The following is a 26,803-nucleotide window of genomic DNA, read 5'->3' on the forward strand; positions in this document are numbered from 1 at the left end:
AATCAATCAATCAATCAATTTTTGAGTGTTAAAAGCCTTGGTCTGAAATAAGATTAAGGTTTTTTTTACCTATAGTTACAAAACGATGGCATTTTTGGTTAAGGTATTTTGGCCTCATCAATAAGCTTGTATAAGTCAAACTTGAGCATCTAAGAATTTAAAATAATATTTTATTTACATTCTTCAACTTGGATACTTACGATTTTCTAAAATGATATTAAGGGTATTAATTATTCATCAAAATTCATACTCTAACTTTTTTTGAAATAAGATAATTATAAAATAAAAACATGCGTCGTTTAAAATTAAATAGTACTTTTGAACAAAATTAGAGCCCCAAAATCTAGTTTTCTTATTTAAACCCTACTTATTATGAAAATAACTTTTCCTATAAAAGTTAGAATCCTTGTATTTTTACTTTTATGCTTCTCCGTGTATTCTATTTCTGCTCAAACCGAAACTATTTATATTGATTTTGGAAGTCTTGGTGCAAACGAAAGTGCTTCACCTTGGAATAATGTCACCAACGATGTTTCTGGTAATATTAGTAATCTTATAAATTCTAACACAGTACAAACAGGAATAGGTTTTTCAATTGTAGACGCTTTTGTTGGGATTAACTCAAGCGGTACTACGTCTCCGGATCCTAGTTTAAATTTTATAGGATCTGCAACAAGCGATAGTTTTTACGGGACGTCTTCCGATGGTGGTTCTTTAACTTTTAATAATCTAGTTGTAGGTAAACAATACACTATTTCAGTATTTGCATCGCGTATAGGAGTGTCTGATAATAGAGAGACGGCATATACAATTGAAGCGCAATCTACACAAACCATTAATTTAGATGCTTCTCAAAATACAAGTAATGTTGCTACAGCTTCTTTCTATCCTAAAGCTGATGGCACAATTATCATAAATGTTTCAACGGGACCAAATAACGATAATACTTCTGGTTTTTTCTATCTAGGAGCAATTAAACTTGAATATAGCGTTGATGTACCTGTATATTCTGATAATGCTTTACTTATAGATTTTGGATCTAGCGCTAATCAAAGTAGCACTCCATGGAATAATTTAACCGATCCATTTATTACAGGAAACGTAAATAATCTAATAAATAAAGGAGGAACTACAACTACAATAGATGTTTCTGTTACCGACAGTTTTAATTATTTTAATGAAGACGGAACAACAGCATCTGGCACTAGTTTAGGTTTGCCGAGCACAGCAACAGCAGATAGCTTTTTTGGAAACACAACCGAATTTATAGAAAAAACAGAACCAACTGGTGCTATAGAGTTTAGTGATCTAAATCCAAATGATGTGTTTAACATCACAATTTACGCGTCGCGATTAGATTACGATATTACAGATAACAGAGAAACACAGTACGTAATTGAGGGTTTAACAACAGAAACGGTATTTTTAGATGTTGCTAATAACCAAAACAATACAGTCTCAACTAATGTAAGTCCTAAGGCAGATGGTACATTAAAAATAACAGCATCTCCAGGTCCAAATAACACCAATACCTATGGGTTTTTCTATTTAGGTGCCATGGTATTAGATTATACACCACAAACGTCATTAACATTAAAGAGCCCAAATGGAGATGAGTTTTGGCAAGTTGGTAAAACACCTGAAATAATGTGGGATTCTACAAGTCTTAGTTCAGACATCGATTTAGAGTATTCTATTGATAATGGTGCGTCATGGAGTGCTATTGCAACCGTGTCTTATACAACAAATAGTTATAGTTGGACGATACCAAACACGCCTTCAGAAAACTGCTTGGTAAGAGCAACATCTGGTTTAATTAGTGATACAAGTGATACTGTTTTTGAGATATCTAGTGATAACACAAGTAGAAATATTGTAGTTATAGGATCTTCAACAGCTGAAGGTATTGGAGCGTCTTCACCTGAATTTGCATGGGTAAACCTATACGCCAAAGCACTTTTTCAAAAAGACACTAGAATAAATGTTATTAATTATGGAAAAGGTGGGTATACAACGTATCATTTGCTACCAACAGGTACTTCAATTCCTAGTGGTGTAGGAGTTACTATAGATACTGAAAGAAATATTACAAAGGCTATTTCAGACCATCCAATTGGTATTATTGTAAATTTACCTTCAAATGATACAGCTAATGGCTATCCGGTTGCAGATCAATTAAATAATTTTGCGACCATATATAATGAAGCTGTGATTAACGCCGTTCCTATTTGGATTACTACAACCCAACCACGATATTTTGCATCTTCAACACAGACACAAGATCAAATTGATGTCAGAGATGGTATAATTTCCACTTATGGAACTTATTCAATTGATTTTTGGACAGATGTTGCAGATACTGATGGTACAATTTTAAGTAATTTAGATTATGGAGATGGAGCTCATTTAAATGATTCAGGTCATAACCTGCTGTTTAGTAAAGTTTTAGGTGAGGATGTTCCAAATGCTGATTGTATTTCTAGTCTTCCTGCAGAATCTTACTTGTATTGCAGTGATGCATGGAAAGATAACAATGTTCCTTCTTTAACGACAGGCACTGTAGATGTATATGTAGGTAAAGGAACATATACTATAAATGAAGATGAAAATGTAGTAGTTAACGATCTTAATGTATCAATTAATGGATCCGTAATAATTAAAGAAGGAGGAAGTATAACCGTAAATGGTAATTTGGTGAACAATGGTAATGTTACGCTCGAATCTATATCTACTAAATATTCTAGCTTAATCGTTGAAGGTGTAAGTACAGGAAGTGTGTCTTACAAGCGTCATGTAAACAACACAACAGGGACAAATTCATCAACTTCAAATAATGATTTAATAAGTGCACCTGTAACTGGACAAACTTTCGGAGATTTTAGAGTTGAAAATTCAAATTTACCTTCTGGAACTATTAATGGTAATCCAGCCTTCTTGTTTGGGACTTATAATCCAGTAGCTGGAAATTATGTCTACTATACACCAAACGAAGATAGTAATGTTTTATCAGAAGGAATTGGTTACGTGTCTGGATCAACCGATGCGTCTGATTTTACATTTATAGGGAATGTAGAAACAAGTTCTATTAATGCTTCTATTGTGTCAGGAGGAGCTAACGATTGGAATCTTATAGGTAATCCATATCCTAGTTATCTAAATGCTCAAGATTTTTTAAATAATATAATAAACTCTGGCTTAATTAACGAAAATGCAATCGGTATTTATGGATATGATGGAGCTGCATCTGATGGTTGGACTATTTTAAATTTAGCTACAACGACTTCTAATACTGTTATAGCCCCAGGACAAGGCTTTTTTGTAAAGGCTGAAGCATCAGGCGATATCGCATTTACACCAAGTATGAGAAGAGTCGGTAACGATGATGATTTTATTTTAGGACGAAACGAAAACCTAATCACCTACCTGAGATTAAAAATTAACGCTTTAGATAAAGAGTATCATACTGATTTTTATTTCAACGATAATGCTAGTCTAGGTTTAGATCCTGGATATGATGCTGAGATTTGGGGTGAAACACCTTCTGATTTTTCTTTATATTCTAATTTATTACAGGATAATACTGGAAGACCAATTGCCTTGCAAACGTTTAATTCAAATGATGTCACTGATCTGGTTATTCCGTTAGGCGTTCATGCTAATGCAAATGAATCTTTAACGTTTAGTATTCTAGAATCAACGCTTCCAAATACGGTTAATTTATACTTAGAAGACACCCTAACTAACGAAATAACATTACTTAATAATTCAGATTATATAATTAATCCATCAGAGCAAATTTCTGGGACAGGTCGTTTTTATTTAAGATTAGAATCTAACCAACTTAATATTTCAGAACAACCTCTAGAAAAATTAATAGTTTATGCGAATAATATGAACAAAACTATTGAAGTGATTGGTCAATTACAAAATCAAACAAGTTTTAAGCTATACGATGTAAATGGAAGAATCATTCTTTCAAATGCTTTAGATAGTACTCAAACCAATCAATTTATTGCCATCGCAGAATTATCTGCTGGTATGTATATTATTGAATTAATAGAATCAGGAACTAGTACGAAACGAGCTAAAAAGTTAATTATTCAGCAATAAACTTTTAGTATTTTAGGATCGTTTCTATCTTAGCTTTCACTTTATCTGTTGAAGGAATCATCGTTTGCTCTAAAGTCGAATTTAAAGGAATTGCTGGCATATTCTCACTACCAATCGTCATTACTGGTGCATCTAAATGTTTAAAGCATTCCTCTTGAATTTTTCCAGATAATGCGCGTGCAAAACTATTGTTTGAAGGTTCTTCTGTCACAACCAAACACTTTCCTGTTTTCTTAACCGATGTCATAATCGTGGCTTCATCTAAAGGAAACAACGTACGTAAATCAATCACTTCTATCTGATCTTGCATCCCTAATTCTTCCGATGCATTCATGGCCCAATGCACTCCCATTCCGTAAGTCACTATGGTTAAAGTCTCTACATTTTCTTGTTTCCAAATTTCTTGTAACACCCATGCTTTACCAAAAGGCAATACATAATCTTCACTTGGCTCAACGGATGTTGCACCTTGCGTTCCTAGCACTTTAGACCAATATAAACCTTTGTGTTCTAAAATGACAACCGGATTAGGATCGTAATAAGCTGCTTTCATCAAGCCTTTTAAATCGGCTCCATTACTTGGATAGGCTATTTTAATACCACGAATATTTGTAATTACAGATTCAACTGAAGATGAATGGTAAGGCCCGCCACTTCCATAAGCACCAATGGGCACTCTAAGAATCATAGAAACCGGCCATTTACCGTTAGATAAATAACAACTTCTACTAACTTCTGTAAATAACTGATTTAAACCAGGCCAAATATAATCGGCAAACTGAACCTCAACAATGGGTTTTAATCCAACAGCAGACATACCAACGGTTGAACCAACAATAAAGGCTTCTTGTATTGGTGTATTGAACACACGATCGTCTCCGAATTTTTGCGCTAAAGTTGCTGCTTCTCTAAAAACACCACCAAGTCTTCCACCAACATCTTGCCCATAGAGTAAACATTCTTTGTGCTTTTTCATCAGTTCTTCTACGGCGAATAAGGCACAATCTACCATGACTACTTTTTCAGCACCTTCCGGCGAACGTGTTCCTTTTTCCTCGGTAATTGGTGTGGGTACAAAATCGTTTGTAAATAAATCCTCAGGTTTTGGGTCTTCGGCTTTTAAAGCTCTTTCAAAATGCTTTTGCACTTCCGCGTAGGCGGAAGTCTCAATCTCACTTACCTCTTCTTCTGAAAATCCAGCATCTAGTAATTGTTGTTTTAAAACCGGATAAGGATCACGAGAACGCGCCTCTTCTAAATCATCGCGATACCATTCCATTCTTACACCAGATGTATGGTGATTTAATAATGGTACTTTGGCGTGCACTAAAAACGGTCTTCGCTCTGTACGAATCGTTTCTATGACTTTTTCTAAGGCGTCGTAGCTTTCTGTAAAATTGGCTCCATCTATTGAGATAGCGTCTAAACCTTTAAATCCTTGTGCATATTCAAAAGCATTTTGCGCTCTCGTTTCTGCTGCATTGGCGCTAATGTCCCAACCATTATCTTGTACTAAATACAAAATTGGCATTTGCTTTAATGCTGCCATTTGAAAAGCTTCTGCTATTTCACCTTCGGTTACTGATGCGTCTCCTAAACTACAAACTGTTATTGGTTTTAGAGCGTTCTCGACTGCGCTCGAACTGACAGGATCAGATTCTAAACTATAATTGTCTAAACCTTGTAATTCTTTATACTGCATTCCCATAGCAACTCCTGTTGCTGGAATGGTTTGCATTCCTGTTGCAGAAGATTGGTGTGGAATTTTTGGTTTATCGTCGTCCTTTAAACTTGGATGCGAATAGTATGTTCTTCCTCCAGAAAACGGGTCGTCTTTTTTAGCTAACAATTGCAACATTAAATCGTAAGGCTCTAAACCAAACGATAATAACATAGCATCATCTCTATAATACGGAAAGGCATAATCTTGAGGTAATAATTGTAAACCTAAAGCGATTTGAATGGCTTCGTGTCCACGAGATGTTGCATGTACGTATTTTGAAACTTGTTTAAAATTAGCTTCGTATAATTCTGCCATAGCTTTTGCTGTGCAGAGTTTTGAAAATCCTTTTTCTAGTGTTTCTTTTTTCATCTTTAGTGACCGCGAAAGCGGTTATCTTTTTTAATGTTTCTTCTTTTATACCCCTGAAGTCCCCTCAAGGGGACAATCCTCTGAATAGTGAACTATTTTCCTCTTGAGGATTATCTAAGAAAAATTATTTTCTTAGAAGATACCGAGTGTAGCTCATTAGGGGTGTTTTGCGTTAGGGATTACTCGTTCATTCTTATTTAATAAATTAGAACTTGTGATTGCTTCGCAGTTGAGGCTTTGTTGAAGTTCTTTTTTGTTTTTCTCAAAAAAAAGCGACTGCCGAAAGCCCGACCCTTGTGGTAACGTCCAAATAACCCTAAGCTAATTCTTTTTCTACTTTAGTCATCCAATTAAATTGGTCGTCTAGCTTGCCTGTTTTAATAGCATTCAAGGTGTCATTAACTTCTAATCCAACCGGACTTTCATCAGAAACATGAATGGTTTCGCCTTCTAATCCAATCTCTTGAATGTACGCTATACCAACGGCTGTTCCTGTTCCGAAAGCTTCTTCTAAAGTCCCGTTTTCTGATGCTGTTTTAATTTCATCGATAGTGATTTTTCGTTCTGTTACATTGTAATTCATAGCACGTAACATCTCTATAACACTGGCTCTTGTGATGCCATGCAACACAGAACCGTCGAGCTCTGGCGTGATAAATTCTCCATTGATTTTGAAGAAAATATTCATGGTACCAACTTCTTGAATGTAGTTATGCTCAGCGGCATCTAACCACAACACTTGATCGTAACCTTTAGCTTTTGCTAATTCTGTTGGACGAATGGCTGCTGCATAATTTCCAGCGGCTTTAGCTTCACCAGTTCCACCTTGTGCTGCTCTAATGAATTGCTTTTCTGCCCATAATTTGATGCGTTTACTAAAAAATGGACCAGCTGGTGATGCCATTATTATAAACTTATAATGGGTTGCTGCACGCATACCAATAAAAGGCTCATCGGCATACATGAATGGTCTTAAATAAAGTGCACTTCCATCGGTTGGCGGAATCCAATTGTGCTCTAAACCGACTAATTCTTTAAGGCCTTCTACAAATAAATCTTCAGGAATATGAGGCATTCCCATTCGGTCTGCACTTTTGTTTAAACGCTTGGCATTTTCTTCTGGTCGAAACAACATTGGTGCACCTTCGGTGTCTTTATAGGCTTTCATCCCTTCAAAAATAGCTTGTCCGTAATGTAAAGCCATTGCAGCTGGATGTGTAGGAATTAATCCTAATGGTTCAATTCTTGGGTTAACCCATTCTCCGTTTTCGTAGTCGCAAATAAACATGTGATCGGTGAATGTGGTGCCTAATGGAATATTGTTGAAGTCTAAGGCATCAACTTTTGATGTTTCTACTTTAGTGATTGAAATGTTAGGTTTCATATTTGTATATTTTTTTAGAATGTTTTAAACATCCCTAAAGTTCTCTTCAAGGGAACAATTCTGAATTTATATTTCTCTATTACTATCAAATTGCTCAAAATAATCAGCAACTCTACGCACAAAACTTCCGCCTAAAAAGCCATCGACTACGCGATGGTCAAAAGACAGCGATAAGTACATCATACTTCTAATAGCAATTTCATCACCTTTTTCTGTGGTGATGACTTCTGGTCTTTTCTTAATGATACCTAATGCTAAAATGGCAACTTCTGGCTGATTGATTATTGGTGTACCCATAACGCTTCCAAAGGTTCCTACATTAGAAATGGTAAAAGTGCTACCTTTTATATCGTCTCCTGCTAGTTTGTTTTCTCTAGCTTTATTGGCGAGTTCGTTGACGTTACTAGCAATCTCTTTTAAGTTTTTAGTGTCTGCGTTTTTTACCACAGGAACGATTAAGTTTCCGCTTGGTAATGCGGTTGCCATACCAATATTAATATCTTCTTTTACAATGATGTTATTTCCATCGACAGAAGCATTAATATTTGGAAAATCTTTAACGGCTTTAGCTACGGCTTCAACAAATAATGGTGTGAAGGTTAAACGTTCTCCATGCTTTTCTTGAAAGGCTACTTTATTGGCATTACGCCAGTTGACCATATTTGTCATATCGGCCTCTACATAAGCCGTAACGTGGGGTGATGTATGTTTGGAATACACCATATGATCTGCAATCATTTGGCGCATTCTGTCCATTTCGATGACTTTTCCTTTGCCTTTATCGAAATTTAATTGCGGAATTCTATAAGCCGTTGGATCTTGCGTTACAGCTTGTGCAAATTTATAAGGTCGTCCGTCTTCTATATACTGAAAGACGTCACTTTTGCGTAATCTGCCTTCATTTCCTGTTGCAGGTATTCGTGCTAATTCTTCAAAGCTAATGTGATGTTCTTTGGCTATGTTTATAATTAATGGCGAAAAGAAAGTGTTAGTATTATTTACCGAAAATGAAGTTGAATTCGAATTGGTAGGCTGCTGAACTGGCTTTGGTCTTTTAGTCTTAGCCTTGTTCTCGACTGCGCTCGAAGGGACAGCTTTAGATTCATTTAGTGTTTTGGATTTCTTCACTTCTTCTGAAAGGTCTAAAATCGCTAGAACTTCTCCTACAGGAACCACATCTTTAGCTTGAAACATGGTTTTTACTAATGTTCCAGATGCTGGTGCAGGTACTTCGTTATCTACTTTATCTGTGGCGACTTCAAGAATAATATCTCCTTCTTCAAATGCATCGCCTTCAGCTATTAACCAATTGATAATAGTCCCTTCAGTAATACTTTCACCCATTTTGGGCATCTTTAATTCAAATATTCCTGCGAAGGCAGGAACCTTTTTATCTTTCATCTCTCAATCTATTAAAGTCTATATTCCAATTATCACTAATATCAACCCAACTTGGATTCATATCTTCAATTAATTTTATTTTCCAATCACGCTTCCACTTTTTCAATCGTTTTTCTCTAACAATTGCTTCTTCCGCTTTACTATATTCTTCAAAATATACTAGTTTATTACAATTATATTTTGATGTAAATGAATCTGGATATATTTTTAATTTGTGTTCTTTCACTCGTTCTTCCAAATTATTTGTAACACCTATATAAATAGTTCCATTAAATTTATTCGACATTATATAGATATACCAAAGACTCAAATTATAAACTAATAAGATTCCTGCATGCGCAGGAAGTTGGTTCCTTCAGTAATACTTTTACCCATTTTGGGCATCTTTAATTCAAAAGTCATCAAGCGAATATAGTTTAGAATTATAAGAATTAAAGATAATATATATCGAATTATACAATTGTTAAAATCTTTTAATTTACTATTAAAAAGGATATTATTCTTTATTTAAATAATACTGCAGATGATTTGTCTTTTAATCGTTAAATTTACCGCTTTAAAACAACTAATTTTCTCATGTCACATACACTCGATAACATAGACACACAACTACTCACTATACTTCAAAAGAATAGCAATCGGACGACTAAGAGTATTGCTGAAGAACTCGGTATGAGCACTTCACCTATATTTGAACGTATTAAAAAATTAGAAAAAGAAGGCTATATTGAAAAATATGTCGCTGTTTTAAACAATAAGAAAATTGGCTTAAAGTTGACTGTTTTTATAGGTATTACCTTGCAAGGGCATACCCGAAGTTATTTGGAAAAGTTTGTAAAGGAAATTAATAACTTCCCGGAAGTTGTTGAATGCCACAGAGTCAGCGGGAATTTTGATTATTTATTGAAACTCGTCGTTGAAGATATTGAAGCTTATGAAACCTTTATCATTTCAAAATTGACGCTACTTCCTTATCTAGGAAATGTACAAAGTTTGATTGCGCTATCGACAAGTAAAGAAACGAATGAGATTGATTTGAGTCAGGTGTTGTAGGTCTGTAAGGTTTTGAAAACCTGACAGGTATTTAATATTGATGATTGAAAATAGGACTTCTCGATACAATTCCGATAAAAATCGGAATCACTCGAAGTGACATCATCTTATTTTTTGAATGTTTCTCGAAGTGTTTTATAAACATCATCCTGCATTTTCATATTCTCAGGCACTTCTCGTAATGGCTCAACGGCTTTTAAACTCTCGTGGCAATCTGCAGGTAATTGCTGATACAATTGCGTCCCTTTAGTTTTCCAAGCGATCATCTCATCACTAACCTGCTTGATGACTTTGGCAGGATTACCAACGACTAAACTTCGCTTTGGAATTTTTGTTTCCGCTTTTACAAATGCCATGGCACCTACTATAGATTCGTCGCCTATTTCGGCATCATCCATAATTACAGTGTTCATTCCTATTAAGCAATTTCTGCCCAAATTCGCACCGTGAATAATGGCACCATGACCAACATGCGCACTTTCTTTAAGTGTGATGGATTTTCCAGGAAACATGTGCACCGTACAATTTTCCTGCACATTAACACCATCTTCTAAAATGATTTGTCCCCAATCGCCACGAATAGCTGCTCCTGGACCAATATAACAATTTTTACCAATGATGACGTTTCCTGTTACTGCCGCTAAGGGGTGCACGAAACTGGATTCGTGAACAACAGGTGTGTAATTTTTGAAACTGTATATCATAAGTTTTGAGCTGTGAGTTATTAGCTGTGAGTTGGATTACTTTTTTAAATTCAGTTTTCTTCTTAAAGAGGAAATCATTTTTCCTATTTCTGTTAACATAGCACGATTTGATTCAAATTCCTCTTTAGAAATATATGCTCTTAAATAAGCTTTTGTATTCCATGTTACGCATTCATGACTACTATCCCAAGCCATTTTTAAATACCTATTAAAATTAGCATCCGTACTTGCCGAACCTTCAGATGTATTTGCTGCTATAGAATCCGCTGCTCGTGAAAATTGAGAAGTTAACCTAAACATTTCTTTTTTTGGAAAAGTTTCTACCAACTTATTAATATCTTCTCCAAAAGTAATTGCTTTCTGATAGACAATTAAATTTTCAAAACTAAAATGATACTTGCTTTCAAATTCCATATTATAATTGTTTTTGAATAAAACTTCTCACAATTCACAATTCACAATTCACAATTCACAACTCATAGCTCAAACCTCATCACTACTTAAACCCTTTTAGTTTTTCTTTTGTGAAATCAGAAAGCACTAATCTACCACTAGTTGCAGCGCGTTCAGCCAAAAGAGCATCCCAATCGTCTGTGCCTTGCCAGAATACTTTTTTCATTTCTAGCATCGCTTCTGTGTTATAGGTACATAAATGTTCTGCGGTTGTTTTTACCGCTTCATCTAATGCTTCTGTGCTTTCATACACTTGCGTGAATAAGCCTTTTTGTTTTGCCCATTCTGCAGGATAAAATGTGTTGGCGTCTATAGCGATTTGTGACATGGCGCTTAATCCCATTTTACGCTCGATTGCTGGTCCGACCACAAATGGTCCAATACCAATATTTAATTCGCTTAACTTGATGGCAGCAAATTTGGTAGCCATACAATAATCGGTTGCAGCTGCTAGTCCAACACCACCACCAACGGTTTTTCCTTGAATGCGACCGATAATAAATTTCGGGCATTTACGCATCGCATTAATCACGTTTGCAAATCCAGAAAAGAAGACTTTCCCTGTTGCTGCGTCGTTAATGTTTATTAGCTCTTCGAAGCTAGCTCCTGCGCAAAAGGTTCTGTCTCCTCCACTTTTAAGAACGACCACTTTAATCGCGTCGTTAGTTCCTGCATCGGTAATGGTTTGTGCTAGTTTGGCTAATACATCTCCTGGTAAGGAATTGTGTGCAGGATGGAAAAACTCGATGTATCCTACTTCGTTTTTTATGTCTAGTTTTACGTATGGTGTGTTCATGTTCTTAGTTTGTCAATGCGCACTTGTTGCGCATTCGTATTAATCTTTGTTCTTATTATATTTAGAAAGCTCCCAATCTAAACTCAAATCCATCCATTCCGGATTCATTTCTGTTATTAGATTTCTCTTCCATTCTTTTTTCCATTTCTTAATAGTCTTTTCTCTTTTGATGGCGATTCGTATATCCGAATGCACTTCAAAATAAACTAATTTTTTAATGTTATAATGCCCAACATGAGTTCCAAAAGTTGCTGCTTTATGTTCACTCATTCGTCGTTCTATATTATTTGTTACACCAACATAAAAGAGGTGATTTCTTTCATGTGTTAAAATGTATGTATAATATTTTTTAGACATTTCGTTTCGATTTAAGCGACTGCAATTTATATTATTGCTAAAATTTAAGCGACTGCGCAATAAATGCGCAGTGACTTTCTATTAATAATTACAGTAATCCGAATTGCTCAAAGTGATGATTCAGGTGTTTTCGTTCTAATAAATACGATTCATATTTATTTAATTCTCCGAAAACTAAATTCTTTAGTTTAGCATCTGGGTTTTCTTTAAAAAACTCTAAATACTTTTCACGTTGTGCTTTAAATTTTTCGATAGCTGTCGCTAAATCTGGATGATTTAGAGGTTCTAAAGTGTCTTTTTCTAATTGTGGAAATTGAGAGTTTTTAGGGAACTTATCATAATTCCATAAACTATTATGCACTTTATCTAAAATCTTTTCTGGTGTTGCAATTTCAAAATCTTGAATCTCTCCAGAAGCAATTTTATAGGTGTATTCTAAATGTTCAACCATGTGTTGCGGAGTCATAATGCCCCATTTTGGTTTCATGTCTTCTTTTAATGCAGAAAGGCATGTGTTGATTTTATCTTCTGTCATTTCAACAAAAACCTCTTGCTTTTTTTGCACCATGGTTAAAACTGTGGCGAATGCTACTTTCTCATCGTTGTTTGCATCAAAAATTTCGGCATACCATTTTACAATGCCACTTGGATGTTCCGCTGAAGCGACATCGCGATCTACTTTTTGCTTACAGGTTAAGCGCACGTAAATGGTATCGTTGTGATATAATGGGCGAAGGAATCTGCATTCTTCTAATCCGTAATTTGCAGACACTGGTCCTTTATTTGGGTATACAAATAATCCTGCAGCTGCTGAAATAATAAAATACCCATGTGCGGTTCTCTTCTCGAAAATACTGCCATCTAATGAGGTGATGTCTGTATGTGCATAGAAGTGATCCCAAGTAAGGTTTGAAAAGTTAATGATGTCTGTGTCAGTGAATGTACGATTGTGGGTTTTCATAGACATTCCTGGTTGGATGTCTTCCCAATGGTATTTAAATGGATGCTGCTCTGCTTCCTTATATTTTGCATTTTGCTGATAAATACCAGTGATTTCCGTCAACGTTGTTGGTGATCCTTGAATGGCAGTACGTTGTAAATAATGCTTAATACCACGCATGCCTCCCATTTCTTCGCCACCTCCAGCTCGACCAGGACCACCATGAACCAAATATGGTAATGGAGAACCATGACCAGTACTTTCTTTGGCCATATCGCGATTAACCACTAAAATACGACCATGATGACTAGCAGCATTAACCACATAATCTTTAGCAATTTTATCGTCATAAGTTGCAATAGAAGACACTAAAGATCCTTTGCCCATCTGCGCTAAAGTAATAGCTTCGTCTAAATTCTTATATGGCATTATGGTGCTTACAGGTCCAAATGCTTCTGTTTCGTGAACGGCTAAATTTGTAAATGGCTGATCTTCACGAAGCAGTATTGGCGCTAAAAACGCACCTTTTTTAGCATCTGCACCAATAGTTTCAATTTTATCTAAATCTCCATAAACAATACTAGCTGTTTTTGCTAATTCTTGTACACGTTCTCTAACTTCGGTAACTTGATCTTTACTTACCAAGGCTCCCATACGCACTTCTTTAAGTCGTGGATCTCCAATGGTAATTTTGTCTAAGGCTTTTCCTAGAGCAGCTTGTACATCATCTATAAGATTTTGAGGTACAATAATTCTACGGATTGCAGTACATTTTTGTCCGCATTTAACCGTCATTTCATTTCGAACTTCCTTTATAAACAAATCGAATTCTGGTGTTCCAGGGACAGCATCTTCACCTAATATTGATGCATTTAATGAATCGGCTTCCATAGTAAAAGGCACTGCTTGATCAATGATACGTTTATGAGATTTTAAAAGTCTTCCTGTCGTAGCAGAACCTGTAAAGGTTACAACATCTTGAGACTCAACAGTGTCTAAAATCGTTCTTGCTGAACCTGTAATCAGTTGTAAAGCGCCTTCTGGTAAAATACCTGAAGCAATAATTTCTCTTACAACTGCTTCTGTTAGAAATGAAGTGTTTGTTGCTGGTTTAACCACAGCAGGAACTCCAGCCATCCAATTGACAGCACATTTTTCTAACATGCCCCAAACAGGAAAGTTAAAGGCATTGATATGAATCGCCACACCTCGTTTTGGCACCATAATATGATGTGCCATAAAGCGTCCACCACGAGACAAGTCGATAGCATCACCTTCTACGTGATACGGTTGGTTTGGAAATAGTTTACGTAATGACGCATTAGCAAAAAGATTTCCAAAACCACCTTCAATATCTATCCAGCTATCTACTTTGGTAGCTCCTGTTCTGTAACTTAATTCGTAAAAACTAGCTTTTCTTTTGGTAAGATATAAAGCTAAGCTTTTTAACATGTTGCCACGTTCTTGAAAAGTCATTTTACGAAGCACTTCACCTCCTTTAGTTCTTCCATATTGAAGAATTTCGGCAAAATCTAAGCCTTCGGTATCTGAAAGTGCAACAACCTCTCCTGTAATGGCGTCGAACATAGGAATTCCTTCGCCTTTACCTTCTAGCCATTGTCCTGTGACGTAATTTTGTAATTTTTTCATCGATACGTTTATTTATCATTTCCTTAAAAACGGAAATCTAATTTATGTCTTTTCGATACGATTTGTTTATTCTTCTCAAACCTCTCGAAGTGACGTTATTTTTTATTCAATTAACTGCGCATGCGTTAGCGATTGCAGCGGCATCCTTTTTTGCCATTAAAAGCAAAAAAGATATAGTGGAAAGCGCGACCCTTGTGGTAACGCCCAAATGATGTTACAAATTCACATTCTCAATAATCGCTGCATAACCTTGCCCAACTCCAATACACATGGTAATTAAGGCATAACGTTTGTTTTGCTCCTGCAACTCCAAAGCGGCAGAATACGCAACTCTTGCGCCTGTTACTCCTAATGGGTGACCAATAGCGATAGCACCTCCATTTGGATTTAATCGCGGATCGTTGTCTGCTAATTCCCAAGCTCTAGTGCATGCTAAGGCTTGCGCAGCGAACGCTTCGTTAAGCTCAATAATATCCATATCATCCATGGTTAATCCTGCTTTTTCTAGCGCTTTGTTTGAAGCTGTTACAGGGCCAATTCCCATGATTCTTGGTTCGACACCAACCACAGCAGAACTTACGATTCGTGCTAATGGTTTTAGATTGTATTGTTGCACAGCTTTTGCTGACGCGATAATGGCTGCTGCTGCGCCATCGTTTAATCCAGAAGAATTTCCCGCAGTAACGCTTCCTCCTTCTTTTTTAAAGGCTGGTCTTAGTTTTCCTAATACTTCTAGAGAGGTTGTTGGTTTTACAAATTCGTCTTTAGAGAAAAGGATGGGGGCTTTTTTGCGCTGTGGAATTTCAACGGTTACAATTTCCTTTGCTAAGCGTCCGTTTTCTTGTGCTTTGGTTGCTTTCTGCTGACTCCAAAGAGCGAACTTATCTTGGTCTTCTCTTGAAATATTATATTTCTCGACAAGATTTTCGGCTGTATTTCCCATACCATCTGTGCCATATAGCTCTTGCATTTTTGGATTGATAAAACGCCATCCGAAGGTTGAATCGTATAGTTTTGAATCACCTCCAAATGCGGTTGATGGTTTTGCCATGACGTATGGTCCGCGTGTCATATTCTCGACGCCTCCAGAAATGAATACATCTCCATCTCCAGCTTTTATAGCACGATTGGCGTGAATAATTGCTGACAATCCTGAGCTACATAACCTGTTGACTGTTTCTCCTGGAACTGTAAATGGTAATCCTGCCAACAATAATGACATTCTTGCTACGTTTCGGTTGTCTTCACCTGCTTGGTTGGCGCAGCCCATGATGACATCATCATACGCTTCCTTTGGGATGTTTGGGTTACGTTTTACGATTTCTTTAATTACTAAGGCTCCTAAATCGTCTGTACGAACAGCAGATAATGTGCCTTTGTAATTTCCTATTGGTGTTCTAATGCCGTCTATAATATATGCTTCTTTCATTTTTGAAATTGATATTGAAATTGATTCTTCTATTTCAAATTAATATTTTTACTCTTATTGTGGATTCCTGCCTACGCAGGAATGACAATTGTTATAAACAATAGATTGTCTTGTTTTAGCGGGAATTGGTTAATCTAACAGTGCAGAGAATGTGTCTCCGTTTCTTATATCACCTGTATTGTAGCCTTTCATAAACCACTCCATACGTTGTTGTGATGTGCCGTGGGTAAAACTATCAGAGTTTACACTTCCTCTAGATCGTTTTTGTATAGCATCGTCACCAACCGCATTGGCAGCGCTTATGGCTTCCTCAATATCTCCTGCTTGTAAATATTTTTTATTGTGATGTGCCCAAACTCCTGCATAGAAATCGGCTTGTAATTCTTGTGCTACCGATAATTTATTGGCTTGAACTTGACCACCTTGTTGTTGTAACTGTCTTACTTTATTAGAGGTCCCAAGAATGGTTTGAATATGATGACCAACTTCGTGCGCTGTGACATAAGCTATTGCAAAATCACCACCTTTAGCGCCGAAACGTGTTTGTAATTCATCAAAAAATGCCAAATCCATATATAGTTTTTGGTCTCCAGGACAGTAAAACGGTCCAGAAGCCGAGGTTGCACTTCCACATGCCGTATTAACAGCATCTGTGAATAATACCATTTTAGGTTCTTTATAATCTCCTAAATTGTAGTCTCTAAATATTTGGTTCCATACATCTTCGGTATCCGCCAAAACAGTTGCCATAAAATCTCCCATTTCTTGTTCTTGGCTGGTCAATTGACGTTGCTCAACTTGTTGTGTTGTTTGACTATTGGCTACTTGCTCTATGATTGGTGCTATTTGTTGTCCGGTTTCACCTCCAAAAAGTTGCAATAAAATTACCACAACAGCAATGACTCCACCGCCTGCAACCACTTTTCCTTTGCTGCTCATGCCGCGTTGGTCCTCGAGATTTCCGCTTTGTCTTCTACCTTTCCATTTCATATTTAATATTTTTAGATCTTTAGACCTTTAGATTTTTATTCCCAGTCTTTCTGAGTTCGATATACAACTCCTTTAAAAAGTGCGACTAATTCCTCACCGCGTTTGACTTCAATAATATTAAAGCCTAATCTGTTTTTTACAGATTCTATTACAGATTCTGCTGTAATATAATCACCTTCGTCTAAAGCTTCAATATGGTTAATGCTTGTTTCAATAGACACGGCATATTTCCCATGGGTGTTTGCTGCAAATCCAAAAGCGGTATCTGCTAATGAATAACTAATTCCGCCATGAGCTTTATTCATGCTGTTTAACATTTCCTTTCTAATGGTCATTCCGACTTTACAGCGTCCGATTTCGCATTCTAGAATTTCTATGCCTAGCCACGTGCTGTAGGCATCTTGACTTAACATTTTATGTGGAATTTTATCACCGATTAAAGGCATTAGATTTTTGGTATTAGGGATTAGTTTTTCGTTCTAAAATTTTCTTCCTTAATGAGGACATCATTTTTGTTAATTCGGAAATTAATTTTCGGTTATTTTCATTCTCTTCAAAGTTAATATACTTTCTCCTATTAGCTTTTGTGCTGCAACTTACACATTCATTAGCACTATGAATTACATGATTTATATGTTTTACAAATTGCGCATCAGATCCTGGATAACCTTCAGCAAGATTTAAGGCAATAGAATCAGCAGCTCTTCTGAATTGCGATGACAAAGCATATAATTCGTGACTAGGAAAGGACTTAACTTGGTCATCAACCACTTCTCCAAAGTCCATAGCCTTTTGATACACTAATAAATCTTCAAATTTAAAATGATAATCACTTTTCATACTAATGCCTAATTCCTGTTTAATTGATACCTCATCTATTAAAAAAAGGTTTGGTTTTCTCTATTCATTTTACGCAACAACGGACTACAACGGTATCTGTCTTCATGATATTCGTTATACAATTCATCCATTTTACTTACACACCAATCTATTCCTTTTTCATCTGCCCAAGCCAATAATCCCTTTGGATAGTTTACGCCTTTGGTCATGGCATTATCGATATCCTCAACGGATGCAATGTTTAAAAATAAGGCATCTGCCGCTTCGTTGATGAGCATGACTAATACACGATCGAAAATTTGATTTTTAAGAAGCATTTCCTCCTCATAGGTTTCAAAAGTTCTTGAATTAGTGTGATTCGTGTTAATTATTTTCCCATTTTCGTCGTAATCATAATACCCTTTTCCAGATTTTCGTCCTAAATAACCTGCTTCTGCAAAGCGTTTTTGAGTAAAGGAAGGCTTATATCTTGGATCAAAATAAAATGCTGTAAAAACGGTTTCGGTTACGGTGTAATTAACATCGTTTCCTATGAAATCCATTAATTCGAATGGCCCCATTCTGAAATTACCTAAAGACTTTAAACTATGATCTATGGTCGCGAAATCTGCTAATCCTTCTTCGTAGATTCGTAATGCTTCTCCGTAAAATGGTCTTGCCACTCTATTGACTATAAATCCTGGTGTGTCTTTAGCTACGGCGACTACTTTCTTCCAATCTTTAATGGTTTGTATGGCTTTTTCAAGAACTTCAGTTGAAGTTTGAATTGCTGGAATAACCTCCACCAATTTCATTAAAGGTGCTGGATTAAAAAAGTGAATCCCTACACAACGTTCTGGTTTATTCAGCGATGCAGCGATTGATGCTATAGATAAACTTGATGTGTTTGATGCAATAATACAATCCTCAGCCACATAGCTTTCTAATTCTGAAAACACTTTTTTCTTGATGTCTAGGTTTTCAATAATAGCTTCAATAGTCAGGTTGGAATCGGCTAAATCTTTTAGGTTATTGACGTAAGCGATGTTTGACTGAATTCTATCTTTTTCAGACGTATCAATTCTTCCTTTCTCAATTAAGCGATTCAGTATTTTTTCTAGTGAAGCTTTTGCTTTATCTAAAGCCACTTGATTGGTATCGTATAATTTTACTTTACATCCCGAAGTTGCTGCAACTTGTGCAATGCCGCTTCCCATGGTACCAGAACCTATAATTCCTATTTTCATTTTTTTTACTTTTATTGTGGATTCCTGCCTACGCAGGAATGACAAAACTGTTTCTTTTTTGATGAGATCCTGAAACCAGTTCAGGTTAACAAATCAACCAAATGGCAGGTTTTTTACATCTACATTTCCGCCAGACAAAATAATGCCTACGTTTTTAGTTGCAAATTCTTCTTTATGTTTTAACACTGCAGCTAAAGCTACAGCACTTGATGGTTCTACAATAATTTTCATGCGTTCCCAAATCAATTGCATTGCCTCAATAATTTCAACCTCTTCAACACGAATAATCTTATCCACATACGTTTGAATAATCGGAAAATTACGATCGCCTAAATGTGTTCTTAGGCCATCGGCAATGGTATTTACCGTGCTGTTATATTCAATTTTCCCTGATTGTTTAGATCGAAACGCATCATCCGCATTTTTGGGTTCTCCTCCAATCACTTTACAGTTGTTTGAAAAATAGTGTGCTGCCAGCGCTGTGCCTGCAATTAATCCTCCGCCACCAACTGGTGTTACAATGACATCTAAATTGGGTTGTTTTTCTAACAACTCCATTGCAGCTGTACTATTTCCGTAAATCACCTCATCTTGATTTGATGGATGTAAAAATGTCGCACCTTTTTCTTCTTTTATGCTATTGGCAGTTGCTTCTCTTGCTTGAGGTGTCGATTCGCATTCTATAATTTCCCCATCGTAAGTTCTAACACCATCTTTTTTGACTTGAGGTGCATTTTCTGGTATTACAATATAAGCTCTAACTCCTAATTTCTGAGCTGCTAATGACACCGCTTGCGCAAAATTACCAGACGAATGTGTCACTACGCCTCGTTGTCTTTCTTCTTCTGAAAGCGATAGAATAGCGTTTGCAGCACCTCGCATTTTAAAGGCTCCCATTTTCTGGAAATTCTCACACTTAAAAAACAGATTACACCCTGCTTTTTCATTCAACAACTGCGATGTTAACACAGGTGTATTGTGAATAAAGGGTTTTATTTGGTTGTGGTTTTGTATGAGAGTTTGTTTTAAATCGTATGGATTGTCCCCTTGAGGGGACTTGAGGGGTGTTTTTAAAGATTTAATTTTTTCTTCTAAAGTCATAGAAACACTAAACATATTATTTTTTACATCCGAATCAGAGAATCTGATAAACTCGACACCTAATTTTTCAAGTTCAAACTGTCTATTTTTATCTTCAAAATATCTGAAACCGTGTGAATCACCATCAATTTCAATAGCTAACATAAGCTCGTGACAATAAAAATCTACTATATAATTTAGCATCGGAACTTGTCTATGAAACTGAACTCCCAAGGCTCTATTTTTAATTGCTTTCCACATTAAAACTTCGGCAAGTGTGCTATTGTTTCTTAGCTCTCTTGCGTATTCTTTTAGTTTTGGATTGTATGGAATAATTTTATTTTTCACTTTTTATTTTAACACCCCTAAGGTCCCCTCAAGGGGACAATACTCAGACGCGTACTATTTTGTCTCTTTTAAAGTTTCTTGACCTTCCAATGAGATCTACATTTTATTTCTATTTTGTTTTAACACCCCTAAAGCTCCCTCAAGGGGACAATATTCGGATGTCTAATTTTAATTCCCTTTGAAATTTGGTTGACGCTTTTCTATAAACGCAGCAACACCTTCTTTGTAATCGTCACTTTGTGCGGCTTCTATTTGTAATTGAGATTCTAAAGCTAATTGCGATTCTAAATCGTTAGTCATGGATTTATTGAACAATTCTTTAATCATACCTAAAGCTTTCGTTGGCATGTTTGCCAGTTTTAACGCTAGTTTGTCAATCGTTTCTTCAAATTCTTCTGTTGGAACACATTTGTAAATCATGCCCATTTTTTCAGCTTCTTCAGCTCCAATTTTATCACCTAGCATCGCTAATGCTAATGCTTTTTGAAATCCGATTAATCTTGGTAAAAAGAACGTGCCAGCACTATCTGGCACTAAACCTATTAGACTAAAGGCTTGAATAAAACTTACTTTTTCGTGAGCAACTACTATATCGCAAGCCAAAGCAATATTTGCACCAGCACCAGCAGCCACTCCGTTAATTGCACCAATAATTGGTTTTCTAATGGAACGTATTCTGGTGATGATTGGGTTATAATGTTCTTCTAATATTTTTTTGAATCCCGGATTTAAATCAGGATCTGTAACTTCTTTTAAATCTTGACCAGCACAGAATGCTTTTCCGTTTCCGGTTAAGACAATAGCTCTAACATCTTTATTTGCTTCGCAAGCATCCAAAGTGTCATGTAGTAAAAATGCCATTTCACGATTAAAACTATTGAATACCTCTGGTCTGTTTAGCGTGATGTATGCTATTTTATTTTCTATTTTTAAAAGTATACTTTTACTCATCTGTTTTTCTTTTATTGTGGATTCCTGCCTTCGCAGGAATGACAAAACTTTTATTTGTTCTCGGTACAAAATTGCAAAAAAGCAATTTCATTCGAACTGACATCAGGTTTCTATTTTAAGCACTTGAAATAATCAAAAGGTTCTTGGCAATCGTCACACTGAAATTGTGCTTTACAAGCTGTGGAACCAAACTGACTTACTAGTCTTGTATTAGTAGAACCACAATTGGTACACTTAACAATTCGCTTTCCATTAAGCAATACATCTTTATCTGCTTCTGCATCTAAAGGTGCTGCTATTCCATAATCTTCTAATGCTTTTCTTCCTCTAGGTGTAATCCAATCGGTTGTCCATGCAGGATGTAAAATCAATTCTATTTTAGACTCGTATCCGGCTTGTTTTAATGCTAATTTTATATCATCGCCAATCACATCCATTGCGGGACAACCACTGTAAGTTGGTGTAATTTTAACATTAACGCTATTGTTTTTTATAACCGCAGAACGCACCACACCCATATCCATTATGGATAATACTGGGATCTCGGGATCTGAAACTTTTTCCAGAATTGGAATTAAGATTTCGTCTATATTTTGTTCTTCTGTTGTCATATTCATTTCCCGTGAAAACGGGAATCTTGTTTTATTTCTTCTCGATACGATTCCAATGAAAAATCGGAATCACTCGAAGTGATATTTTGTATTAATTTATGAGATTAGCTTCGCTGAACCTAATGGTTTATCTGCCTTCTCAGGAATTTGTTACCATTCCATATTAGGGTAGGCGCGTTGCATATACTGAAGCTCTGCTAATAAATATCCCATATGTTCTGTATGAATACCTTCTTTTCCACCTTTTTGGAACCATTTTGATTCTGGTATTTCAAGCGTTGCTTCTTCTAAAATTTCATTCACTCTAGCATAATAAGCGTCTTTTAGTTTAGTAACATCCACACCGATTCCTTCTGCAACCATAGCTTTATCGGCTTCTGTTTGATGAAATAACTCATCAGTGTACGTCCATAAACCATCAATAGCTTCTTGCATTTTTACTTTGCTTTCTTCTGTGCCGTCACCTAAACGCTTTATCCAATCTGAAGAAAAACGTTCGTGATAACTGACTTCTTTAATACATTTATTAGCAATTGCAGACAATGTTAAATCGGTACTTTTTTGTAATTCGCTAAGAAAAGCTAAATGGTACACATCGAATAAAAACTGACGCGCCATAGTGTAGGCAAAGTTTGTGTTTGGTTGTTCTACCAATAGCACATTTTTATAATCGCGCTCTTTTCGAAGCATAGCAATATCATCTTCTGTTCTATCGTCACCTGCTATTTTTGCTGCATATTGAAAATAGCTTCGCACTTGTCCGAATAAATCCAATGAGATATTAGTACAGGCGATGTCTGTTTCTAAACTTGGCCCATGACCTGTTAATTCTCCTAGTCTTTGACCAAGGATTAGGCTGTTGTCTGCTATGCCAAGTATGTAGTTGTATAAGTTTTCGTTTTTCATCTTCAGTGCCCACGAAAGCGGGTATCAATTAATTAAACGTTTTTTTAGTTTCCCACTTTCGTGGGAATTGTAATTAGAGCACAGCTCTAATTACATATGTTTCACCTCGTCTGGCAAATCGTAAAATGTTGGATGACGATACACCTTGTCTTGAGCAGGCTCAAACATTTCACCATTGTGTTCTGGATTTGATGCTGTGATATTTTTAGATTCTACAACCCAAATGCTTACACCTTCGTTTCGTCTAGTGTAGACATCTCTTGCATTTTCTAAAGCCATTTCTGCATCTGCAGCATGAAGGCTTCCGAAATGACGATGCTCTAATCCGTTTTTACTTCTTACGAAGATTTCCCAAAGTGGCCAGTTTTTACTCATTATGAAATTGAATTTGAAGTTGAACTTGAATATGAATCGTTTCAATTTATACTTTATACTATTACTATCTTAAAAACACCCCTAAAGTCCCCTCAAGGGGACAATCCGAGGATTCAAAATCTCAACTATTATATTATTATTTTTTGTCAAGGGACTGCTTTGTCTATAATCTAACAGCAAAGCGGTCTAAATATCTATTGTCTAATTAAACTACTTGTTTCTCTTTTCGTTCTTGTTTCTTTTCAGCGTAAGCCATTGCAGCATCACGAACCCATTCTCCTTCTTCCCATGCATTCACTCTAGCTTTCATTCGTTCTTTATTCATTGGTCCATGACCTTTGACGACTTGCCAAAATTCATCCCAATTAATCTCTCCAAAATCATAGCTTTGGCGTTCCTCGTTCCATTTTAAATCGGGATCAGGAATGGTAAGTCCAATTAATTCTGCTTGAGGAACGGTTTGATCTATAAATTGCTGACGTAAATCGTCATTAGATTTTCGTTTTAATTTCCATTTCATCGATTGCTCTGTATGAATAGATTCTGCATCTGTTGGGCCTAACATCATTAAGCTTGGCCACCACCAACGGTTTAAAGCGTCTTGAGCCATGTCTTTTTGCTCTGGTGTTCCATTGGCTAGTTTTATCATGATCTCGAAACCTTGTCGCTGATGAAAACTTTCTTCTTTACACACACGAATCATGGCACGTGCGTATGGGCCGTATGAGGTATTACAAAGTGGTACTTGATTAATAATGGCTGCACCATCTACCAACCAACCAATGGCTCCCATATCTGCCCAAGTTATGGTTGGGTAATTGAATATGGACGAATATTTTGCTTTTCCGGAATGCAATTGCTCATATAACTCATCGCGAGAAACTCCTAAGGTTTCGCAAGCAGAGTAGAGGTACAAGCCATGACCTGCTTCATCTTGAACTTTAGCTAATAAAGCTACTTTTCGTCTTAACGAAGGTGCTCTTGTGATCCAATTGCCTTCGGGAAGCATCCCTATAATTTCAGAATGCGCATGTTGCGACATTTGTCTAATATGCGTCTTGCGATATTTTTCAGGCATCCAATCTTTAGGTTCGATTTTCTCGTCTCTTGCGATACGTTCTTCGAACTGCTTTTCTAGATTTTTTATTTGTTCTTCACTCATCTTTATAGCTATTAGCTATTGGCTTTTGGCCTTTAGCTCGTTGAACTTTATTTTTTATTAGCTGTGGCCGTTGGCCTTTTGCTGTTGGTGCGTTAAGGAATTTGCTTTATGAGATTCCTGTCTTTGCAGGAATTTTACACATCAAAGTCTACCACTACTTTCTCAGATGTTGGCACGGCTTGACAGCTTAATACCAAATTTTGAGAGACTTCTTTTTCGTCTAAGGCATAGTTAATTTTCATTTCAACAGCCCCTTCAATAACTTCACATTTACAAGTACTGCAAACACCACCTTTACATGCGAAAGGTAAATCGGCTCCTGCACCTAAGGCTGCATCTAAAATATTATCATATTCTTTGGTCATGGTGAAAGCAAATTCTTTTCCTCCATCAACAATAGTGACCTCTATTCCTTCTACATTTTGTTGCGCTAAGCGTTCTGCTCGTTTTATATCTTCATCTGAAAGTCCGGTGACAAACAATTCAAAATGCACGAGTTCTTTTGGTAATCCGGCATTAATGAGGTAAGTACTAACATAATTCACCATTTTTTCTGGACCACACAAAAAGACTTCGCTAGTATCTGGAATATCGATAAACGTTTGCGTTAAAATTCGCATCTTTTCGTCATCAAATCTTCCATTAAACAGTTCTATATCTCTACGTTCTTTGGTTAAGAAGTAATAGATTTCGAACCGTCCAAAATATTTATTTCTAAGCTGCTCTAGTTCTTCTTTAAAGATAATGGATTTTGCGGTTTTATTGACATAAAATAATTTACATGTTGCATTTGGTTCTGCTTCTAAATGCGCTTTTACCATGGACAGTACAGGTGTGATTCCGCTACCTGCTGCAAAAAAGAGATAGTTTTTAGCTTTTGTAGCATTGACGTCTACACCAAAGGTTCCGCTTGGTGACATTACTTCTAACTGGTCACCACGTTTTAATTCATTGTTTATATAGGTAGAGAACTTTCCGCCAGGAATTAACTTTACCGCGACTTTCCATTGACCATCTAATGGGCTTGAACAAAGCGAATACGAACGACGTACGTCTTCTCCGTTAATGTCTGCTTTTAAGGTTAAATGCTGACCTTGCCTAAATTGAAACTCTTTTTTTAATTCTGAGGGTACTTCAAAAGTAATTACAGAAGTGTCTTCTGTCTCCTTATAAATGTCTGCAACTTTTAAGATGTGAAAATCTGCCATATGTTTTTCTTAAACATTTAACTAACACTTGTTAGTTTGTTCAGCAAAGTTATAAAATATATTCTAAACTATTTGTTAATGCCTTTTATCAGTATTTGATTTAGGGTATGAGCTAATTCTTCAGGGTTAATGTCTTCTTTTTTAGGTATCCAGATATAGAGAGAGCGTAATGTTGTTAAAATAGAAAACATCATTACGTCTGGTTTGGTGTCTACGATTTCGCCAGATGCTATTCCTTCTTTGAGAATTGCCCTAAAATCATTTTCGTAATCAATTCTTAATTTTTGGTAATAATTAAGTTTGTCTTCTAAGTGCATCCAATCGTTATTAAGCGATGCCATACCGTAAATATTTTGGCTAGAAATACGCACATGTAGTTCTATAATTTTTTTGAGTTTTTCAATACAACTAGCATCAGAAGATTGAATGGATGTCATCCCTTCTGTAAATTCTTCAGCTAATGAAATTATAATTTTATTTAGGATGTCTTGTTTGGAGTTTATATGGTTATACAGGCTTGCTGCTTTTATACCAATGGCTTTGGCTAAATCTCGCATAGTGACAGCACTATAGCCTTTTTCTTTAAATAGCTTGGCAGCTACTCTGACAATTTCTTCCTGACGTGTTTCTGATTTCATAGACATGTATAAGCACTAAAATAAGAAGATTTTTGAGTTGAACACAGATTAATGTAACTTTGGTTACGCAATGTTCTTAGGAATATTTAGAATTTTGTT

The 26,803-nt window shown here is 36.2% G+C and carries 24 protein-coding genes and 1 pseudogene; 2 read left to right on the top strand and 23 right to left on the bottom strand.

Annotated elements, in window-relative coordinates; genetic code table 11:
• Positions 1-372: 372 nt before the first annotated feature.
• Positions 373-4,110 carry a T9SS type A sorting domain-containing protein gene (locus KO504_RS15895; protein WP_215928481.1) on the top strand — a complete coding sequence of 1,246 codons (3,738 nt, stop codon included), beginning with the start codon at positions 373-375 and terminating at the stop codon, positions 4,108-4,110.
• A 4-nt stretch (positions 4,111-4,114) separates the two neighbouring features.
• Here KO504_RS15895 and KO504_RS15900 read toward each other — a convergent pair whose 3' ends face one another.
• The 4 genes from KO504_RS15900 to KO504_RS15915 all read right to left on the bottom strand — a co-directional run bounded on the left by KO504_RS15900 (position 4,115) and on the right by KO504_RS15915 (position 9,297).
• Positions 4,115-6,202 carry an alpha-ketoacid dehydrogenase subunit alpha/beta gene (locus KO504_RS15900; RefSeq protein ID WP_215928483.1) on the bottom strand — a complete coding sequence of 696 codons (2,088 nt, stop codon included), beginning with the start codon at positions 6,200-6,202 and terminating at the stop codon, positions 4,115-4,117.
• Positions 6,203-6,518: 316 nt separating this feature from the next.
• Positions 6,519-7,586: a branched-chain amino acid aminotransferase gene (locus KO504_RS15905; RefSeq protein WP_215928485.1), complete on the bottom strand. Its 1,068-nt coding sequence runs from the start codon at positions 7,584-7,586 to the stop codon at positions 6,519-6,521.
• 66 nt (positions 7,587-7,652) lie between these two features.
• Positions 7,653-8,987, bottom strand: a complete 1,335-nt coding sequence (locus KO504_RS15910; RefSeq protein WP_252723722.1) for a dihydrolipoamide acetyltransferase family protein — start codon at positions 8,985-8,987, stop codon at positions 7,653-7,655.
• Positions 8,977-9,297: a GIY-YIG nuclease family protein gene (locus KO504_RS15915; protein WP_289846253.1), complete on the bottom strand. Its 321-nt coding sequence runs from the start codon at positions 9,295-9,297 to the stop codon at positions 8,977-8,979. Before KO504_RS15915 ends, KO504_RS15910 begins: the two co-directional genes overlap by 11 nt.
• Before the next feature lie 266 nt (positions 9,298-9,563).
• Here KO504_RS15915 and KO504_RS15920 point away from each other — a divergent pair, with 266 nt between their 5' ends.
• On the top strand, positions 9,564-10,040 hold the full coding sequence (locus tag KO504_RS15920; RefSeq protein WP_215928488.1) for an Lrp/AsnC family transcriptional regulator: 477 nt from the start codon (positions 9,564-9,566) through the stop codon (positions 10,038-10,040).
• A 107-nt stretch (positions 10,041-10,147) separates the two neighbouring features.
• Here KO504_RS15920 and KO504_RS15925 read toward each other — a convergent pair whose 3' ends face one another.
• The 19 genes and pseudogenes from KO504_RS15925 to KO504_RS16010 all read right to left on the bottom strand — a co-directional run bounded on the left by KO504_RS15925 (position 10,148) and on the right by KO504_RS16010 (position 26,704).
• Positions 10,148-10,744 carry a transferase hexapeptide repeat family protein gene (locus KO504_RS15925; protein WP_215928490.1) on the bottom strand — a complete coding sequence of 199 codons (597 nt, stop codon included), beginning with the start codon at positions 10,742-10,744 and terminating at the stop codon, positions 10,148-10,150.
• 36 nt (positions 10,745-10,780) lie between these two features.
• Positions 10,781-11,158 carry a four helix bundle protein gene (locus KO504_RS15930; RefSeq protein ID WP_215928492.1) on the bottom strand — a complete coding sequence of 126 codons (378 nt, stop codon included), beginning with the start codon at positions 11,156-11,158 and terminating at the stop codon, positions 10,781-10,783.
• A gap of 82 nt (positions 11,159-11,240) precedes the next feature.
• A complete protein-coding gene (locus KO504_RS15935; protein ID WP_215928494.1) occupies positions 11,241-11,993 on the bottom strand; it encodes an enoyl-CoA hydratase/isomerase family protein in 753 nt (250 codons plus the stop codon).
• A 39-nt stretch (positions 11,994-12,032) separates the two neighbouring features.
• Positions 12,033-12,350: a GIY-YIG nuclease family protein gene (locus KO504_RS15940; protein WP_215928496.1), complete on the bottom strand. Its 318-nt coding sequence runs from the start codon at positions 12,348-12,350 to the stop codon at positions 12,033-12,035.
• Between the two features lie 88 nt (positions 12,351-12,438).
• On the bottom strand, positions 12,439-14,940 hold the full coding sequence (paaZ, locus tag KO504_RS15945) for a phenylacetic acid degradation bifunctional protein PaaZ (protein WP_215928498.1): 2,502 nt from the start codon (positions 14,938-14,940) through the stop codon (positions 12,439-12,441).
• A gap of 214 nt (positions 14,941-15,154) precedes the next feature.
• On the bottom strand, positions 15,155-16,369 hold the full coding sequence (pcaF, locus tag KO504_RS15950; RefSeq protein ID WP_215928500.1) for a 3-oxoadipyl-CoA thiolase: 1,215 nt from the start codon (positions 16,367-16,369) through the stop codon (positions 15,155-15,157).
• Between the two features lie 129 nt (positions 16,370-16,498).
• Complete coding sequence (gene ypfJ / locus KO504_RS15955; RefSeq protein WP_215928502.1) at positions 16,499-17,359, bottom strand: KPN_02809 family neutral zinc metallopeptidase; 861 nt, start codon at positions 17,357-17,359, stop codon at positions 16,499-16,501.
• A gap of 35 nt (positions 17,360-17,394) precedes the next feature.
• Positions 17,395-17,805 carry a PaaI family thioesterase gene (locus KO504_RS15960; RefSeq protein WP_215928504.1) on the bottom strand — a complete coding sequence of 137 codons (411 nt, stop codon included), beginning with the start codon at positions 17,803-17,805 and terminating at the stop codon, positions 17,395-17,397.
• 13 nt (positions 17,806-17,818) lie between these two features.
• The gene (locus tag KO504_RS15965) at positions 17,819-18,199 is read right to left on the bottom strand and encodes a four helix bundle protein (RefSeq protein WP_215928506.1); all 381 of its coding nucleotides are present in this window, start codon (positions 18,197-18,199) and stop codon (positions 17,819-17,821) included.
• A gap of 38 nt (positions 18,200-18,237) precedes the next feature.
• Entirely contained in the window at positions 18,238-19,425 is a 1,188-nt protein-coding gene (locus tag KO504_RS15970) for a 3-hydroxyacyl-CoA dehydrogenase NAD-binding domain-containing protein (RefSeq protein ID WP_215928508.1), read from the bottom strand.
• 93 nt (positions 19,426-19,518) lie between these two features.
• The gene (locus KO504_RS15975; RefSeq protein ID WP_215928968.1) at positions 19,519-20,526 is read right to left on the bottom strand and encodes a pyridoxal-phosphate dependent enzyme; all 1,008 of its coding nucleotides are present in this window, start codon (positions 20,524-20,526) and stop codon (positions 19,519-19,521) included.
• A 6-nt stretch (positions 20,527-20,532) separates the two neighbouring features.
• Positions 20,533-20,853, bottom strand: a pseudogene (locus KO504_RS17370) (endonuclease domain-containing protein); the annotation flags it as partial.
• Between the two features lie 168 nt (positions 20,854-21,021).
• Positions 21,022-21,804, bottom strand: coding sequence for an enoyl-CoA hydratase-related protein (locus tag KO504_RS15980; RefSeq protein ID WP_215928510.1), 783 nt, complete (start codon positions 21,802-21,804; stop codon positions 21,022-21,024).
• Positions 21,805-21,914: 110 nt separating this feature from the next.
• Positions 21,915-22,415, bottom strand: a complete 501-nt coding sequence (gene paaD, locus KO504_RS15985; protein ID WP_215928512.1) for a 1,2-phenylacetyl-CoA epoxidase subunit PaaD — start codon at positions 22,413-22,415, stop codon at positions 21,915-21,917.
• 150 nt (positions 22,416-22,565) lie between these two features.
• On the bottom strand, positions 22,566-23,321 hold the full coding sequence (gene paaC, locus KO504_RS15990; protein WP_215928514.1) for a 1,2-phenylacetyl-CoA epoxidase subunit PaaC: 756 nt from the start codon (positions 23,319-23,321) through the stop codon (positions 22,566-22,568).
• Positions 23,322-23,411: 90 nt separating this feature from the next.
• Positions 23,412-23,696: a 1,2-phenylacetyl-CoA epoxidase subunit PaaB gene (gene paaB, locus KO504_RS15995; RefSeq protein ID WP_195871423.1), complete on the bottom strand. Its 285-nt coding sequence runs from the start codon at positions 23,694-23,696 to the stop codon at positions 23,412-23,414.
• A gap of 205 nt (positions 23,697-23,901) precedes the next feature.
• Positions 23,902-24,858 carry a 1,2-phenylacetyl-CoA epoxidase subunit PaaA gene (gene paaA, locus KO504_RS16000; RefSeq protein ID WP_215928516.1) on the bottom strand — a complete coding sequence of 319 codons (957 nt, stop codon included), beginning with the start codon at positions 24,856-24,858 and terminating at the stop codon, positions 23,902-23,904.
• Between the two features lie 134 nt (positions 24,859-24,992).
• The gene (gene paaE / locus KO504_RS16005) at positions 24,993-26,066 is read right to left on the bottom strand and encodes a 1,2-phenylacetyl-CoA epoxidase subunit PaaE (RefSeq protein ID WP_215928518.1); all 1,074 of its coding nucleotides are present in this window, start codon (positions 26,064-26,066) and stop codon (positions 24,993-24,995) included.
• Positions 26,067-26,134: 68 nt separating this feature from the next.
• Positions 26,135-26,704 carry a TetR/AcrR family transcriptional regulator gene (locus KO504_RS16010; protein WP_215928520.1) on the bottom strand — a complete coding sequence of 190 codons (570 nt, stop codon included), beginning with the start codon at positions 26,702-26,704 and terminating at the stop codon, positions 26,135-26,137.
• Positions 26,705-26,803 lie beyond the last annotated feature (99 nt).

Source organism: Winogradskyella psychrotolerans, assembly GCF_018860565.1.
GTDB lineage: Bacteria > Bacteroidota > Bacteroidia > Flavobacteriales > Flavobacteriaceae > Winogradskyella > Winogradskyella damuponensis.